Origin of the sequence: Streptomyces sp. NPDC101160, from assembly GCF_044768205.1 — a bacterium.
GTDB lineage: Bacteria > Actinomycetota > Actinomycetes > Streptomycetales > Streptomycetaceae > Streptomyces.
In genome coordinates this window covers 93,875-109,555 of sequence record NZ_JBIWPJ010000004.1, presented here as the reverse complement: position 1 = coordinate 109,555, position 15,681 = coordinate 93,875, and the positions used below count along the sequence as shown (strand labels likewise).

At 71.9% G+C, this 15,681-nt stretch carries 14 protein-coding genes and 1 riboswitch; of the genes, 7 read left to right on the top strand and 7 right to left on the bottom strand.

Annotated elements, in window-relative coordinates; translation table 11 throughout:
- Window positions 1–187: 187 nt before the first annotated feature.
- Entirely contained in the window at window positions 188–898 is a 711-nt protein-coding gene (locus ACIRSU_RS13520; RefSeq protein WP_403791659.1) for a hypothetical protein, read from the bottom strand.
- A 138-nt stretch (window positions 899–1,036) separates the two neighbouring features.
- Between ACIRSU_RS13520 and rlmN the strand changes: the two genes are divergently transcribed.
- From rlmN to ACIRSU_RS13500, 4 genes are all read left to right on the top strand, one after another.
- The gene (rlmN, locus tag ACIRSU_RS13515) at window positions 1,037–2,143 is read left to right on the top strand and encodes a 23S rRNA (adenine(2503)-C(2))-methyltransferase RlmN (protein ID WP_403791657.1); all 1,107 of its coding nucleotides are present in this window, start codon (window positions 1,037–1,039) and stop codon (window positions 2,141–2,143) included.
- A gap of 29 nt (window positions 2,144–2,172) precedes the next feature.
- Window positions 2,173–2,282, top strand: a riboswitch (TPP riboswitch).
- 97 nt (window positions 2,283–2,379) lie between these two features.
- On the top strand, window positions 2,380–3,453 hold the full coding sequence (locus ACIRSU_RS13510) for a thiamine ABC transporter substrate binding subunit (RefSeq protein ID WP_403792539.1): 1,074 nt from the start codon (window positions 2,380–2,382) through the stop codon (window positions 3,451–3,453).
- Window positions 3,454–3,491: 38 nt separating this feature from the next.
- A complete protein-coding gene (locus tag ACIRSU_RS13505) occupies window positions 3,492–5,105 on the top strand; it encodes an ABC transporter permease (RefSeq protein ID WP_403792537.1) in 1,614 nt (537 codons plus the stop codon).
- The gene (locus ACIRSU_RS13500) at window positions 5,105–6,127 is read left to right on the top strand and encodes an ABC transporter ATP-binding protein (protein ID WP_403791655.1); all 1,023 of its coding nucleotides are present in this window, start codon (window positions 5,105–5,107) and stop codon (window positions 6,125–6,127) included. Before ACIRSU_RS13505 ends, ACIRSU_RS13500 begins: the two co-directional genes overlap by 1 nt.
- Here the strand turns inward: ACIRSU_RS13500 and ACIRSU_RS13495 are convergent.
- From ACIRSU_RS13495 to ACIRSU_RS13470, 6 genes are all read right to left on the bottom strand, one after another.
- Window positions 6,124–7,152: a hypothetical protein gene (locus ACIRSU_RS13495; protein WP_403791654.1), complete on the bottom strand. Its 1,029-nt coding sequence runs from the start codon at window positions 7,150–7,152 to the stop codon at window positions 6,124–6,126. The genes ACIRSU_RS13500 and ACIRSU_RS13495 overlap by 4 nt on opposite strands.
- Complete coding sequence (locus ACIRSU_RS13490) at window positions 7,149–8,141, bottom strand: hypothetical protein (RefSeq protein ID WP_403791652.1); 993 nt, start codon at window positions 8,139–8,141, stop codon at window positions 7,149–7,151. The genes ACIRSU_RS13495 and ACIRSU_RS13490 overlap by 4 nt, the downstream gene beginning before the upstream one ends.
- A gap of 102 nt (window positions 8,142–8,243) precedes the next feature.
- Window positions 8,244–9,329, bottom strand: a complete 1,086-nt coding sequence (locus tag ACIRSU_RS13485; RefSeq protein ID WP_403791650.1) for a hypothetical protein — start codon at window positions 9,327–9,329, stop codon at window positions 8,244–8,246.
- Window positions 9,311–10,051, bottom strand: coding sequence for an ABC transporter ATP-binding protein (locus tag ACIRSU_RS13480; protein ID WP_403791648.1), 741 nt, complete (start codon window positions 10,049–10,051; stop codon window positions 9,311–9,313). The genes ACIRSU_RS13485 and ACIRSU_RS13480 overlap by 19 nt, the downstream gene beginning before the upstream one ends.
- 213 nt (window positions 10,052–10,264) lie before the next feature.
- On the bottom strand, window positions 10,265–11,644 hold the full coding sequence (locus tag ACIRSU_RS13475) for an aspartate aminotransferase family protein (protein ID WP_403791645.1): 1,380 nt from the start codon (window positions 11,642–11,644) through the stop codon (window positions 10,265–10,267).
- A complete protein-coding gene (locus tag ACIRSU_RS13470) occupies window positions 11,629–12,120 on the bottom strand; it encodes an Lrp/AsnC family transcriptional regulator (protein ID WP_403791643.1) in 492 nt (163 codons plus the stop codon). The genes ACIRSU_RS13475 and ACIRSU_RS13470 overlap by 16 nt, the downstream gene beginning before the upstream one ends.
- A gap of 206 nt (window positions 12,121–12,326) precedes the next feature.
- Between ACIRSU_RS13470 and ACIRSU_RS13465 the strand changes: the two genes are divergently transcribed.
- The 3 genes from ACIRSU_RS13465 (at window position 12,327) to ACIRSU_RS13455 (ending at window position 15,651) form a co-directional block, all read left to right on the top strand.
- Window positions 12,327–13,763: a gamma-aminobutyraldehyde dehydrogenase gene (locus tag ACIRSU_RS13465; RefSeq protein ID WP_403791641.1), complete on the top strand. Its 1,437-nt coding sequence runs from the start codon at window positions 12,327–12,329 to the stop codon at window positions 13,761–13,763.
- Window positions 13,764–13,912: 149 nt separating this feature from the next.
- Window positions 13,913–15,076, top strand: a complete 1,164-nt coding sequence (locus ACIRSU_RS13460) for a PotD/PotF family extracellular solute-binding protein (RefSeq protein WP_403792536.1) — start codon at window positions 13,913–13,915, stop codon at window positions 15,074–15,076.
- Window positions 15,077–15,087: 11 nt separating this feature from the next.
- Entirely contained in the window at window positions 15,088–15,651 is a 564-nt protein-coding gene (locus ACIRSU_RS13455) for an HXXEE domain-containing protein (RefSeq protein ID WP_403791639.1), read from the top strand.
- Window positions 15,652–15,681 lie beyond the last annotated feature (30 nt).

The following is a 15,681-nucleotide window of genomic DNA, read 5'->3' as shown; positions in this document are numbered from 1 at the left end:
CGCATATGGACGCAGTATGGACCGTCTGGACTCGCTGCTGCCGACGGCGCCGGTGGTGTGGCTGCTCCTCGTGCTGTTCGTGGGCAGCGGCTGACCGGCGGTTCCCCCGGGTTCGCGGAAGGGCCCCCGGCCCGCACCTTCGGGTGCGGGCCGGGGGCCCTTCGCGCAGGCCCGTACCGCCTGTCGGTCAGCCGCGGTCCGGGTTGAGCCCGGCCGCGACCGCCTGTACGCGGGCGATCTGGAGCTTCGCCGCGTACGTCGTGTTCTCGGGCGTGGTGTCGCTCGTCATGACGTAGGCCACGACGGAGCCGACGCGCATGACGACGTGGATGCTGTTGTCGTGCTGGAACGCCTGGGTCTCCTCGGCGCCGGTGTCCATCGTCAGCGACTGCACCGGGTGCTCGTCCCCCTCACCGGGCTTCCGCTTCGCCTCCGCGAGGGTCTTCGTCTCCGCGGCGGCCTCGGCCGCGGAGGAGAAGGTGATGAGGCTGAACTCGACGCGCGCGCCGTCCGGGTTGCGCGACTCCATGTCCTTGTGCCCGATGACCTCGGCCCCGGCGGCGCACGGCGTCTTCGTCAGTTGGGCGCAGCCCTTGAGGACGTCGGCGCCCTGGCCCACGATGCTCTCGCCGCTGGACATGGACTCCAGGCTGCCGTCGCTCGGGAGCGCGGCGTGCATGTCGGTCGCGTTGATCGTCACCGGCGGGAAGTTCGGCGTGATGCTCTGCTGGTCGGCGGGAGCCGACGACGCGCCGCCTTCCTGGCCTCCCTTGGCGGGCGCCTCCACCGTCGACCGGTCCGCCGGTGTGCCTCCCGCCGTCGTGCTCCCGTCCTTGCACGCCGTCAGCGCGAGCGCCAGCACCGCCGCGACGGCGGCCCCCCGTACCACTGCCTTCATACCGAGTCCTCCGATGACCTGATCATGATCCATTGGCATGGACACCCAACATCATCGAGCGGGTGATCGGCCAATTGTGCGATCGGCCGATTCGCGGGGCGCGGCCTCGCCGGAATCGTCTGCGACACTGGTAGGACCATGCCGAAGCCCGGAGAACTCACTTTCGTCGCCCCGCGCGGAGCCAAGCAGCCCCCGCGGCACCTCGCCGACCTCTCGCCCGCCGAGCGCAAGGAGGCCGTCGCCGCGATCGGCGAGAAGCCGTTCCGCGCCAAGCAGCTGTCCACGCACTACTTCGCGCGGTACGCGCACGACCCGGCCGAGTGGACCGACATCCCGGCCGGCTCGCGCGAGAAGCTCGCCGGCGAGCTGCTGCCCGATCTGATGTCGGTGGTGCGGCACGTGTCGTGCGACGACGACACGACCCGCAAGACGCTGTGGAAGCTGCACGACGGCACGCTCGTGGAGTCGGTGCTCATGCGCTACCCGGACCGGGTGACCATGTGCATCTCCTCGCAGGCCGGCTGCGGCATGAACTGCCCGTTCTGCGCCACCGGCCAGGCGGGGCTCGACCGCAACCTGTCCACGGCGGAGATCGTCCACCAGATCGTCGACGGCATGCGCGCGCTGCGCGACGGCGAGGTGCCCGGAGGCCCGGCCCGGCTTTCGAACATCGTCTTCATGGGGATGGGCGAGCCGCTCGCGAACTACAAGCGGGTCGTCGGCGCCATCCGCCGGCTCACCGACCCCGAGCCCGACGGCCTCGGCCTGTCGCAGCGCGGCATCACCGTCTCCACGGTCGGCCTGGTCCCGGCGATGCTGCGGTTCGCCGACGAGGGCTTCAAGTGCCGCCTCGCCGTGTCGCTGCACGCCCCGGACGACGAGCTGCGCGACACCCTGGTGCCCGTGAACACCCGCTGGAAGGTCCGTGAGGTCCTCGACGCGGCGTGGGAGTACGCGGAGAAGTCCGGCCGCCGGATCTCCATCGAGTACGCCCTGATCCGGGACATCAACGACCAGGCGTGGCGCGGCGACCTGCTGGGCCGGCTGCTCAAGGGCAAGCGGGTGCACGTCAACCTGATCCCGCTGAACCCGACCCCGGGCTCCAAGTGGACCGCGTCCCGGCCGGAGGACGAGAAGGCGTTCGTCGAGGCCATCGCCGCCCACGGCGTACCGGTCACCGTCCGCGACACCCGTGGACAGGAGATCGACGGCGCCTGTGGACAGCTCGCCGCGGCGGAACGCTGACCTTGTAGTCTGAGCTCGAACACAAATGCATATTCCGACAGGGGAGCGCCACAGCGCTGAGAGTGCGGCACCGTCAGGCCGCAGACCCTCTGAACCTCGCCCAGGTCATTCTGGGTAGGAAGTTCGGTCGTAACTCGAGCTGTTGCGCCCTGCCCGCGCCCGGTCTTCCCGGTCGCGGGCAGGGCCGCGTCTCTTCCTGGTCACCCCCAGGAGGAAAACCAGTGAGCATCAAGAAGATGGCCGCCGTCGCGCTCGTCAGCGCGCTCGGCGTGACCACCCTCGCCGCGTGCGGCGGCGGCACGGCGAAGCCCGCCGCCGAGGGCCCCGCGCCGAAGACCGTCACGCTCGTCAGCCACGACTCCTTCGCCGCCTCCAAGGAGGTGCTCGCCGCCTTCACCAAGGAGACCGGATTCACGGTCAAGGTGCTCAAGAGCGGTGACGCGGGCGAGGCCGTCAACAAGGAGATCCTGACCAAGGGCGCCCCGCAGGGCGACGTCTTCTTCGGCGTCGACAACACGCTGCTGTCCCGCGCCCTCGACAACGGCATCTTCACCTCGTACGAGGCGAAGGGCCTGGACCGCGTCCCCGATGCGTTCCAGCTGGACAAGGCGGAGCACCGGGTCACCCCGGTCGACTCGGGCGACATCTGCGTCAACTACGACAAGAAGTACTTCGCGGACAGGAAGCTCGCGCCGCCGCAGACCTTCGACGACCTGGCGAAGCCGGCGTACAAGGACCTGCTCGTCGTCGAGAACCCCGAGCGGTCCTCCCCGGGTCTCGGCTTCCTCCTCGGCACGGCCGCGAAGTACGGCGACGCCGGGTGGCAGGACTACTGGAAGAAGCTCAAGGCCAACGGCGTGAAGACGGTCGACAGCTGGGAGCTCGCCTACAACCAGGAGTTCTCCGGCTCGTCCGGCGGCAAGAAGGCCAAGGGCGACCGGCCGCTGGTCGTGTCGTACGCCTCCTCCCCGCCGGCCGAGGTGCTCTACTCCGAGCCGCAGCCGAAGGTCGCGCCGACCGGTGTGTCCACCGGCACCTGCTTCCGGCAGATCGAGTTCGCGGGCCTGCTGAACGGGGCGAAGAACCCCGAGGGCGGCAAGGCGCTCATCGACTTCATGATCTCCAAGAAGTTCCAGGAGGACATGCCGCTGCAGATGTTCGTCAACCCCGTCGCGAACGACGCGTCGCTGCCGGAGCTGTTCACCAAGCACGGCGTGGTGGTCGACAAGCCGGAGACGATGGCGCCGAAGAAGATCGCCGACAACCGTGACCAGTGGATCCAGCAGTGGACCTCGCTCGTCCTGAAGTAGTCGCCCGCCGCAGGCAGAGCGCGACGCGGCTCGGGCTGATGGTGCTGCCCGTCGCGTTCTTCGCGGTGTTCTTCGCCTGGCCCGTCGTCTCGATCGTCGAGCGCGGGCTCCGGCCCGACGGCCACTGGGAGCTCGGCCGGTTCGGCGAGACGCTGAGCCGGCCGGACATCCTCGACGTGCTGTGGTTCACGCTGTGGCAGGCGCTCGCCTCCACCGCGCTCACCCTGCTCGTCGCGCTGCCCGGCGCGTACGTCTTCGCCCGGTTCGACTTCCCCGGCAAGAAGCTGCTGCGCGCGGTCGTCACCGTGCCGTTCGTGCTGCCCACCGTCATGGTCGGCACCGCGTTCCTCGCCCTGGTGGGCCGCCGCGGCCTGCTCGACGAGTGGTGGGGCGTCCGGCTCGACACCGGTGTGTGGGCGATCCTCCTCGCCCACGTCTTCTTCAACTACGCCGTCGTCGTCCGCACCGTCGGCGGCCTCTGGTCCCAGCTCGACCCGCGCCAGGAAGAGGCCGCCCGGGTCCTCGGCGCCTCCCGCTGGCGGGCCTGGCGGACGGTGACGCTGCCCGCGCTCGCGCCGTCGGTCGCCGCCGCCGGGCTCATGGTCTTCCTGTTCACGGCGAGCTCCTTCGGCATCGTGCAGATCCTCGGCGGCCCCGCTTACTCCACGCTGGAGACCGAGATCTACCGGCAGACCGCGGACCGGCTCCAGCTGTCCACCGCCGCCGTGCTCACCATGGTGCAGTTCGTCATGGTCGGCGCGGTCCTCGCCGTGCACGCGCGGACGGTACGGCGCCGGGAGACGGCGCTGAAGCTGGTGCCGGCCGAGCGGACCGCGCGCCGGCCGCGCGGCGCCGGGCAGTGGGCGCTGCTCGGCGGCGTGCTGCTCTCCGTCGCGCTGCTGATCCTCGCGCCGCTCGGCGTTCTCGTCGAACGTTCCTTCGCCACGCCCGGCGGCTACGGCCTCGACTACTACCGGGCGCTGCAGTCCGTCGACGAGAACGGCACCTTCCTGGTGCCGATGACCGACACCATCGTCAACTCGCTCCAGTACGCGCTCGCCGCCACCGGCATCGCCGTCGTCATCGGCGGCCTCGCCGCCGCCGCGCTCACCAGGCGCGCGGGCCGGCTCGTGCGCGGCTTCGACGCGCTGCTCATGCTGCCGCTCGGGGTGTCCGCCGTCACCGTCGGCTTCGGCTTCCTCATCACCCTCGACGAGCCGCCGCTCGACCTGCGGGCCAGCTGGATCCTCGTACCGCTCGCGCAGGCCCTGGTCGGCGTGCCCTTCGTCGTACGGATCATGCTGCCAGTGCTGCGGGCCGTCGACGAGCGGCTGCGGGAGGCCGCGGCCGTGCTCGGGGCGTCGCCGCGGCGGGCGTGGCGGGAGGTCGACCTGCCGCTCGTGCGGCGGGCGCTGCTCATTGCCGCCGGCTTCGCCTTCGCCGTGTCGCTCGGCGAGTTCGGCGCGACGGTCTTCATCGCCCGCCCCGACAACCCGACCCTGCCGGTCGCGGTCGCCCGGCTCCTGAGCCGGCCGGGCGAGCTCAACTACGGCCAGGCCATGGCCCTTTCGACGATTCTCATGGTGGTGTGCGCGGTGTCCCTGCTGCTCCTCGAACGGCTGCGCTCCGACCGGACCTCGGGGGAGTTCTGATGCTGACGCTGACCGCGGCGACCGTGCGCTTCGGGGACCGTGCCGTCCTCGACGCGGTGGACCTGGAGGTCGCCGAGCACGAGATCGTGTGCGTGCTCGGGCCGAGCGGCAGCGGCAAGTCCACGCTGCTGCGCGCCGTCGCCGGACTCCAGCCGCTCGACGGCGGACGGGTGTCGCTCGGGGGCGCCGACCAGGCCGGCGTGCCCGTGCACCGGCGCGGTGTCGGCCTCATGTTCCAGGACCACCAGCTCTTCCCGCAGCGCGACGTCGCCGGCAACGTCGCCTTCGGGCTGCGCATGCGCGGCGCGTCCAAGGCCGAACAGGCGGCCCGGGTCGCCGAGTTGCTCGACCTGGTCGGCCTTCCCGGCGCCGGGCGCCGCGCCGTCTCCGCCCTCTCCGGTGGCGAACAGCAGCGCGTCGCCCTCGCCCGCGCGCTCGCGCCCCGCCCCCGGCTGCTCATGCTCGACGAGCCGCTCGGCCAGCTCGACCGGGGCCTGCGCGAACGTCTCGTCGTCGAACTCCGCAGGCTCTTCGGCCGGTTGGGCACCACCGTGCTCGCCGTCACCCACGACCAGGGCGAGGCCTTCGCCCTCGCCGACCGGGTCGTCGTCATGCGCGACGGCCGCATCGCCCAGTCCGGCACCCCCCTCGACGTCTGGCAGCGCCCCGCCTCCGAGTTCGTCGCCCGCTTCCTCGGTTTCGACAACGTGGTCGCGGCGACGGTGAGCGGCGCCGCCGCCACCACCGTCTGGGGCAAGATCCCGGTCCCCGACGGCTCCCCCCAGGGCGAGCGCCGCCTCCTCGTCCGCCCGGCGGGCGTCCGCCTCGCCGGCACGGGCGAGGGCCTGGCCTGCCGGGTCGAGACGGTGACGTTCCGGGGCAACCACGTGGCCGTCACCCTCCGTCCGTCCGAAGGCCCGCCCCTGGAGGCGGAGTTCGCGCTGCGGGACGTTCCGGAGGAGGGCGCGGAGGTGGACGTGGTGTTCGACGCGGAGGACGTGGTGGTGCTGGACGCCGACTAGAAGACGGAGCCGTACGGGGCGGTCCGCGCCCGGTCGTACAGCGCACGCAGCCACGGCGAACGCACCCCGGGCAGGCGGGCCAGCGTGTACAGGAAGGCGCCGCGGTCGGGCCGGAGGACGCGCCAGGGGTGGTCCGGCAGGGGATAATCGTCCCGCAGCACGCCGCCCGGCAGCGTGCCGGACGCCGGTATCGGCCGGGTCTCTCCGGGCAGAGCCAGCCACGCCCAGGCCCCGTCGGCCAGCGGCACGGCCGCCACGTCGCCGGGCGGCGGTGTGCCGTACGGGACGAGCGCGATGTCGAGGCCGTCGGCCTGCACCCCCGGACCGGCGAGGCCGACCCGCCTGACCGGGCCCTCGGCCGGCAGCAGCGTCTTCACCGCTGGGCCGAACACCTGGGTGACGAGCCCGCCGGGCAGGGTCAGCGGCCCGCCGCCCGAGGCGGCCAGCAGATGGGCCAGGGCCGCGCCGGCGGCCGCCTCCCAGCGCGGGTTCCAGCCGCCGCGTGGATCGATCGGGGACAGCCGCTCCGACTCCCGTACGGGAGCGGGAGCGCCGGTGGACACGCGGCGCACCGCGTGCGGCTCGAACCACACGGCCGACCACAGCCCGCAGTCGTCCTCTCGGGAACCCACCGGCAGCAGGCACGCCGCGCACGCCATGTTGGGTTCGGGCCCGCCCGCGATGCCACAGCAGCAGTACGCGTTGCACTGCTCGGGGACCAGCACGGTGCCGCGGACGTCTCCCGGCGCGATCACGACCCGGCCGCGCGGCCCGAAGGACACTCCGTGGACCGGCGCGAACACCCCCTGGGCCGCCGCCTCCGCCTCCGAGACCTCCTCCCACGCGCGGTACGGAGGTCCCGAGGGCAGCGGATCGACCGCGTACGTGCCCGGTGCCATCAGCGGAGGCATGAACTCGTGCCCGTAGGTGTGGTGGGCTTCCGGAGGGAGCGGGACCCGCGCCACCGGCACCGTCAGCACCGTCTCGCACCCCGCGCACACGAACACGTCCGTCACTCTCGTCATCGCCCCGGATTCTCACCCGGACGGGCTCGGCAGCGCGCGCAGTTTTTCCGCGTCGCCCGCTGGTAGAGCCGGGTCGCGCGGCCGAGGGCCAGGCCGAAGAGGCAGAAGCCGCCGTAGGCGACCGCGACCACCCACGGCGCGTGGTCGGGGATGGCGGCGGTGGTGATGAGGCCCGCCCAGGTCAGGAGGCCGATGACGACCAGGAAGAGGCCGAACGGGGCCAGGGCGCCCGCGCCCGCCCAGCCGAGGGCGAGGAGCACGGGGCGGGGGAGCCGGCGGCCCCAGGGGCGGGTCAGGGCGAGCGCCAGGGACATGCCGACGAGGGCCAGGACGGCGGTGACGTCCACGCCGTGGTCGTACAGCCACAGGCCCAGATCACTCGTGTACGTGGGGTCCGCGCCGGGCCGTCCGGTGCCGGTGTAGCCGGGGGTGAGGCCGAGTGCCCACGCCGTCTTCAGGGTCGTGTACGGGACGAGCGCGGCGACCGCGACCAGGCCCGTGCGCCGGGCGTCCGCCGGGACGGCAGGGGCACGGCCGCCGCAGTGCGGGCAGGTTCCGAGGCGGTGGCGGCGGTGGGCGAGGGCCGCGCACGCCCACAGCACGGCGCCGAGGACGGCGACGCCCTGGTTGGCCAGGGCCGCCCAGTCCACCGGCGGCTGATTGCGCGACAGGAAGAACAGCAGGTGCATCGGGGCGAGCAGAAAGCCGAAGCCCGAGGACAGGCACAGGCCCACCACACCCCACGCGGCGACCGGGAGCCATCGGCCGGCCGGCCGCCTCGGCATGACGTACGCGAGGACGGCCGCAGCCGCGTACAGTCCGGCCGTCGCCGTCTCGGCGCCCGTGCCGGTTCCCTTGCCGAGCAGCGCGTAACCGAACGCGGGGCCGGTGGCGGCGGCGAGGGCCGCGCCCGCCGCGTACAGCAGGGACCAGGCGAGGGCGGCGCGGCCGGCCCAGGCCGGCCAGTTCTTCATAGACATGACGGTCATGGCCCGAGCCTCGCGCGCGGCCTGCCCGCACCGCGTCAGCCTGCGGTCGGCAGCCGCTCCGCCGCGCGGCGGAGAGGCGCTACGCACCGGGTCGGGCGGCCGTCAGCCCCGCAGCGGGACCGCCGCCAGGACGCCGACGGCACAGGTCAGCGGGACGAAGACCGCGAGCAGCGCGCCCGCCCGCAGCAGCGCCGTCGTGCGCAGCACGGTCGGCGGCGCGCCCAGACGGCGCAGGGCCTCGGTGGTGTGGGTGCGGGACTGCTTCGACTCCAGGGCGGCGGTGAACAGCGTGGCCGTCGTGCAGCCGACGACGACGGTGACGCCGAGCCAGGTCAGCGGGCCGAGGGCCGCTCCGTCGTACGCGGTGACCACCGCGATCGCCGCGGAGCCGACCGCGCAGACGACGCCCAGAGGGCGGCCGAGGCGCCGGGACTCGTCCATGAGGACCCGGCCGGCGAGGAGGCGGACCGCGCCGGGGCGGACCGTCTGGAGGAGGGCGCCGCACCAGTGGGTGAGGCCGGGGCCCATCAGGGCGAGGCCCACCGTGGTGATGAACCAGCCCGCCAGCACTCCGCTGCCGCTGCCCCGGGCCGCGTACGTCTCCACGGCCAGGCCCACCGCGAGGAGGGAGACGCCCCAGGGGACGGCGGAGACCGGGGACGGTTCCTCCGTGCGTGCCTTCCGGGGGCGCAGGGACAGGCCCGCGGCCGTCGCCGCCGTGACCGGCGGGATCGCCAGGAGGGTGAGTGCGGCGGCCAGCGGGAGGGGCTGGTCGGCGGCGAGGAGACCGGCCGCGGCGCCGTCGAAGGGCAGGCCCGTGATGTCGCCGCGCAGGTGGAGGTAGAACAGCAGGGCGAGCGCGGAGCCGAGGGTGCAGGCGACGGCCGTGGAGGCGGCGGCGATCGCGGTGAGGCGGGCCGGGCCGAGACCGATCGCGGAGAGTCCGGGGCGCGGCCGGGTGCTGGGGTCGGTACGGGCCACGGCCACGGCGAACTGCACCGTCGCGGCGAGCGGCGGCACGCACCACAGCAGGCGAAGCACGGCCTCGGCGGAGCCGGCCGGGTGGCCGACCGCGTAGCCGAGGGCGCACAGCAGGAGGAAGCCCACCCCGGCGGCGGCCGCGGCGACGAGGAGACGGCGGAGCTGGACGACCGGGTGGGTCCCGCGGACTAGACGGAGAGCGAGCACGCGGTGACGCCCTCCGCCCCGGTGGCCGGCGGTACGGAGCCGGCGAGGCGTCCGTCGAGAAGTGCGACCGTGCGGTCGGCGAGCGCGGCGACCTCGGGGTCGTGGGTCGCGAGGAGCACGGTGATGCCGTGCGAGCGGGCGGCCGCGGTGAGGGTGCGCAGCACCTGCGCGCCGTCGGCGCGGTGCAGGGCGGCGGTCGGCTCGTCGGCGAAGAGGACGGTGGGGGCGGTGACGAGGGCGCGGGCGATGGCGATGCGCTGGCGCTGGGAGTGCGGGAGGGCGGCCGGCCGTTTGCGGGCGGCCGCGCCGATGTCGAGGCGCTCCAGCCATTCGGTCGCCGTGGTCTTCGCCGCCCGGTGGGAGATCCCGCGCAGCAGGAGCGGGAGGGCGGCGTTCTCCCAGCCGGTGAGCTCGGGGACGAGTCCGGGCTCGGGGTCGATCCAGCCGAAGCGGTCGCGGCGCAGCCGTTCGCGCTGGGCGCGGTTGAGGGTGTGGACGGGGGCGCTGTTGAACCAGACCTCGCCCTCCTGGGCGACGAGCTGGCCGGACAGGCAGCGCAGCAGGGTGGTCTTGCCGCTGCCGCGGGGGCCGGTGACGCCGAGGATCTCGCCCTCGCGCACGCCGACGGAGACGCCGGTGAGCACGTCGGTGGCGCCCTCGCGCCCGCCCAGCGCGCAGCGCAGGGAACGCGCCCAGAGCACGTCGTTGTCCGGTGGGGCCATCGCGTACACCTCGAATGTCGAAGCCGAAAACAGTGTCCGTTCCCCTGGACGGGGGAACGACGCTACGGGCCGGTGGGTCACTGGGCACCGTAAGGATTCGCATCGGGTCGTACGGACAGCACGCGGCCCGGGCACCCCGTCATCCACTCGGATGGCGGCATGCCCGGGCCGTGGTCACGCCGTGAGGGCGGCGTGAGGTCCTACGGGATCAGCTCAGAGCTTCGTCCACGCCTCGGTGAGGGTGGTGCGGAGGATCTGCTCGATCTCGTCGAACGTGGACTGGTCCGCGACCAGCGGCGGAGCCAGCTGGATGACCGGGTCGCCACGGTCGTCGGCGCGGCAGTACAGGCCGTTGTCGTACAGCGCCTTGGAGAGGTAGCCGTACAGGACGCGCTCGACCTCTTCGTCGTTGAACGACTCCTTGGTGGCCTTGTCCTTGACGAGCTCGATGCCGTAGAAGAAGCCGTTGCCGCGGACGTCGCCGACGATCGGCAGGTCGTGCAGCTTCTGCAGCGTCGAGAAGAAGTTGCCCTCCTGGTCCAGCACGTGCTGGTTCAGGCCCTCCTTGTCGAAGATGTCGAGGTTCGCCAGGGCCACGGCCGAGGAGACCGGGTGGCCGCCGAAGGTGTAGCCGTGCAGGAAGGTGTTGTCGCCCTTGTAGAACGGCTCCGCGATGCGGTCCGAGACGATGCAGGCGCCGATCGGGGAGTAGCCCGAGGTCATGCCCTTGGCACAGGTGATCATGTCCGGCACGTAGCCGAACTTGTCACAGGCGAACATCGTGCCGAGGCGGCCGAAGGCGCAGATCGTCTCGTCCGAGACGAGCAGCACGTCGTACTGGTCGCAGATCTCGCGGACGCGCTGGAAGTAGCCGGGCGGCGGCGGGAAGCAGCCGCCGGCGTTCTGCACCGGCTCCAGGAAGACGGCCGCGACGGTGTCGGGGCCCTCGAAGAGGATCTGCTGCTCGATCTGGTCGGCGGCCCAGCGGCCGAAGGCCTCGGGGTCGTCGCCGTGGATCGGGGCGCGGTAGATGTTGGTGTTCGGCACCTTGTGCGCGCCGGGGACCAGCGGCTCGAAGGGGGCCTTCAGGGCCGGCAGGCCGGTGATCGACAGGGCGCCCTGCGGGGTGCCGTGGTAGGCGACCGCACGCGAGATGACCTTGTACTTGGTGTGCTTGCCCTGGAGCTTGAAGTACTGCTTGGCCAGCTTCCAGGCGGTCTCGACGGCCTCGCCGCCACCGGTGGTGAAGAACACCTTGTTGAGGTCGCCCGGGGCGTAGCCCGCGAGACGCTCGGCGAGCTCGACGGCCTTGGGGTGCGCGTACGACCACACGGGGAAGAACGCGAGCTCCTGGGCCTGCTTGTACGCGACCTCGGCGAGCTCCTGGCGGCCGTGACCGGCGTTCACCACGAACAGGCCGGCGAGGCCGTCGAGGTAGCGCTTGCCCTTGTCGTCGAAGATGTAGGTGCCCTCACCGCGGACGATGGTGGGGACGGGGTTGTTCTCGTACGACGACATGCGGGTGAAGTGCATCCACAGGTGGTCGTAGGCGGTCTTGGAGAGGTCCTGGCTCACGGCTATCGGGTTCCCCACATATAGGTCTGCTTCTTGAGCTTCAGGTAGACGAAGCTCTCGGTGGAGCGCACCCCGGGGAGGGTGCGGATGCGCTTGTTGATCACATCCAGGAGGTGGTCGTCGTCCTCGCAGACGACCTCCACCATCAGGTCGAACGAGCCCGCGGTCATCACCACGTACTCGCACTCGGCCATGGCGGTCAGAGCGTCCGCGACCGGATCCAGGTCACCCTCGACGTTGATGCCGACCATCGCCTGCCGACGGAAACCCACGGTGAGCGGGTCGGTGACGGCGACGATCTGCATGACGCCCTGGTCGAGCAGCTTCTGGACGCGCTGCCGCACTGCTGCCTCGGAGAGGCCGACGGCCTTGCCGATGGCGGCGTAGGGGCGGCGGCCGTCCTCCTGGAGCTGTTCGATGATCGCCAGGGAGACGGCATCGATCGTCGGGGACGAACCGGTTCCGGTTCTGGAGTGGGTGCTTTGACTGGCCACGACTTCACTGTGCACCGAACCTCGTCCGTCTGGCAACCCCAGATCGATGAAATTCGTTGTTCTCGGGTCTCGATCATGCTGAATCCGAAGTTGCGGGGGGTCGGGGCTGTTGAAAGCGTCAGTGAACCGATTAGGCTGGGGTGTCTCGCCCATCGGGACACCGCACGACGCAGTGCGGAGACAGAACGTGACAGGAGGGGTGGCAAGTGACCACCGAGCTGCGCCGGCTGCGCAACTACATCAACGGGGAGTTCCGGGACGCGGCCGACGGCCGCACGATCGACGTGATCAACCCGGCCACCGGCGAGGTGTACGCCACCTCCCCCCTTTCCGGCCAGGCCGACGTCGACGCCGCGATGGAGGCCGCCGCGGCCGCCTTCCCCGCCTGGCGTGACACCACGCCTTCCGAGCGCCAGAAGGTGCTCCTGAAGATCGCCGACGCCTTCGAGGAGCGGGCCGAGGAGCTCATCGCCGCCGAGGTCGAGAACACCGGCAAGCCGGTCGCGCTCACCGCGAGCGAGGAGATCCCGCCGATGGTGGACCAGATCCGCTTCTTCGCGGGTGCCGCCCGGCTGCTCGAGGGCCGCTCGGCCGGCGAGTACATGGAGGGCATGACCTCGATCATCCGCCGCGAGCCGGTGGGTGTGTGTGCCCAGGTCGCGCCGTGGAACTACCCGATGATGATGGCCGTGTGGAAGTTCGCCCCGGCCCTCGCCGCGGGCAACACGGTCGTCCTCAAGCCGTCCGACACCACCCCGGCGTCGACGGTCCTGATGGCCGAGATCATCGGCTCGATCGTCCCCAAGGGCGTCTTCAACGTCGTCTGCGGCGACCGCGAGACGGGCAAGGCCATGGTCGAGCACCCGACCCCGGCGATGGCCTCCATCACCGGCTCGGTCCGGGCCGGCATGCAGGTCGCCGAGTCGGCGTCCAAGGACGTCAAGCGCGTCCACCTGGAGCTCGGCGGCAAGGCCCCGGTCGTGGTCTTCGAGGACACCGACATCGCCAAGGCCGTCGAGGACATCGCCGTCGCCGGCTACTTCAACGCCGGCCAGGACTGCACCGCGGCCACCCGCGTGCTCGTCCACGAGTCCATCCACGACGAGTTCGTCGCCGCGCTCGCCAAGGCCGCGTCCGAGACCAAGACCGGTCAGCCGGACGACGAGGACGTGCTCTACGGCCCGCTGAACAACGCCAACCAGCTGAAGCAGGTCACCGGCTTCATCGACCGCCTCCCGGCCCACGCCAAGGTCGAGGCGGGCGGCCACCGGGTCGGCGACAAGGGCTACTTCTACGCCCCGACCGTCGTCTCCGGCCTCAAGCAGGACGACGAGATCATCCAGAACGAGGTCTTCGGCCCCGTCATCACCGTCCAGTCCTTCACCGACGAGGCCCAGGCCGTCGAGTTCGCCAACGGCGTCGAGTACGCCCTGGCCTCCTCGGTCTGGACGAAGGACCACGCGCGCGCCATGCGCATGTCCAAGGTGCTCGACTTCGGCTGTGTGTGGATCAACACCCACATCCCGCTCGTCGCCGAGATGCCGCACGGTGGCTTCAAGAAGTCCGGCTACGGCAAGGACCTGTCGGCCTACGGCTTCGAGGACTACACGCGCATCAAGCACGTGATGACGTCCCTCGGCTGATCCGACCGGCCCCCGCGCGGCCCCGGCACCTTGATCGACAGGGTGTCGGGGCCGCGCCCGTCGGGTCGACGGAGCGTCCATTGCCCCTGGCCGGCGCCCGCCGGAAAGCTGTACGGGTGACCAAGACGACCAGGACGTCCAGGAAGACCATGTCGCGCCGCGCGCTGCTGCGCGGGCTCGGCGGTACCGGCGCCGCGGCGCTCCTCGCCGGGTGCGGGGTGCCGCCCGCGTACGTCGAGCCGGGCGACCGCGCCGGCCGCGACCTGTCCGCGCGGGACCGGCGGCTCACCTTCGCCAACTGGCCGCTCTACATCGACACCGACGACCGGGACAAGTCGAAGCGGCCCACCCTGGACGGCTTCACGAAGCGGACCGGGATCTCCGTGCGCTACACGGAGGAGATCAACGACAACGACGAGTTCTTCGGCAAGATCAGCCCGTCCCTGATGAACCACCAGCAGACCGGCCGCGACCTCGTCGTCATCAGCGACTGGATGGCCGCCCGCTTCGTCCGCCTCGGCTGGGTCCAGGAGATGGACCGCGACCGGCAGCCCAACGTCGCCAAGCACCTCGACCCGCTGCTGCGCACGCCCTCCTTCGACCCGGGCAGGCTGCACTCGGTGCCCTGGCAGTCCGGGATCACCGGCATCGCGTACAACCGCAGGAAGCTCGGCCGGGAGATCCGCTCCACCAAGGAGCTGTGGGCCGGCGACCTGCGCGGCCGGGTCACCCTGCTGTCCGGGCTCGACGAGTCCTTCGCGCTGCTCATGCAGGGCGACGGCGTCGACATCACCCGCTGGACCGCCGACGACTTCCACCGGGTCTGCGAGCGGATCGAGGGGCTCGTACGGAAGAAGCACATCCGCCGCTTCACCGGCAACGACTACATCAAGGACCTCTCCACCGGAGACGTGCTCGCCTGCCAGGCCTACTCCGGCGACGTCATCCAGCTCCAGGCCGACAACCCGGACATCGCCTTCGTCGTGCCCGAGGAGGGCGCCGAACTGTGGGCCGAGTCCCTGATGATCCCCAACCTGGCCGAGCACAAGGCCAGCGCCGAGCGGCTGATCGACTACTACTACGAGCCCGAGGTCGCCGCCGAGCTCGCCGCCTGGGTCAACTACGTCTGCCCGGTCCCCGCCGCCCGTGACGTGCTCGCCGACTCCGGCGACGAGGAGCTGGCCGCGCTCGCCGAGGACCCGCTGATCTTCCCGGACGACGTGATGCGCAAGCGGCTCCAGATCGCGCGGGACATTCGGCCGGAGGAGCGCGCCGAGTTCGCGAAGCGGTGGAACTCGATCGTCGGCCTGTGAGTTGGCGGGGTATGGACAACGATCTCGCCAACCCCGACTCCGACCCCAACCCCAACGCCCTCGTCACGTATGGGCTGTTCGCCGCCTGGGCGCTGCACGACGCCGAGGAGGTCGTCTTCGGTCCCCGCTGGATGCGGGAGAACCTGCCGCGGCTGCGCGAGCGCTTTCCCGCCGTGCCCGAGCGGGTGTGGCAGGCCCTCGGCTCCGTCGACGACCGCGAATTCCGGGCCGCCGTCGCCGTGATGGCCACGATCGTCGGAGCGGCCGCCGTCACCGGCGCCCGCTCCGGCGGCCGATCCGCCTTCTACCAGGGCGCGTTGAACGGCTTCGGGCTGCACGGCCTGGTCCACCTCGCGCAGGCCGCCGCCGTACGCGGGGTCACCCCGGGCTCGGTCACCTCGCCGCTCCTCGTCATCCCCTTCACTCTCTGGGCGCGCGGCCGGCTGCGCAGGGCCGGGGTGCTGCGGCCCACGCGGGCCAGGGACGTGGTGGCCGGGCTCGCGATAGCGGCGGGGGCGACGGCCGTGTCGCACACGGTGGCGGGGAAGGTGACGGGGAGGGGGCGGGGAAGGTGACGGCGAGGGCGTAGGGCCGGGTACGCAGGT